This is a genomic window from Paraburkholderia sp. SIMBA_053 (assembly GCF_046534895.1).
GTDB lineage: Bacteria > Pseudomonadota > Gammaproteobacteria > Burkholderiales > Burkholderiaceae > Paraburkholderia > Paraburkholderia caledonica.
In genome coordinates this window covers 1-259 of sequence record NZ_JAWRXU010001013.1, presented here as the reverse complement: position 1 = coordinate 259, position 259 = coordinate 1, and the positions used below count along the sequence as shown (strand labels likewise).

General features: G+C 66.0%; 1 pseudogene. It reads left to right on the top strand.

Features of this window, described 5'->3' with window-relative positions:
• Positions 1-259, top strand: a pseudogene (locus SB753_RS38685) (amidohydrolase); the annotation flags it as partial.

Here is a 259-nt window from a genome sequence, read left to right as displayed (position 1 = left end):
CTCGCCGCATTCGATGCGCCGCGTGGTCGCCGCGCCGACCACGGTGTTGTTTTCCGTCTCTCCCGCCGAGATGCGCTCGATTGCGGGCGAGGCGCGCAGGCTCGGATTGCGTCTGCACAGCCATCTCTCGGAGACCGTCAACTATCAGGACAGTGCGCAGGCGATGCACCGGCTCACGCCGGTCGAGTTTTGCCGCGAGCACGGCTGGCTCGGCGAAGACGTGTGGTATGCGCATCTGGTCAAGCTCGATGCCAGCGAG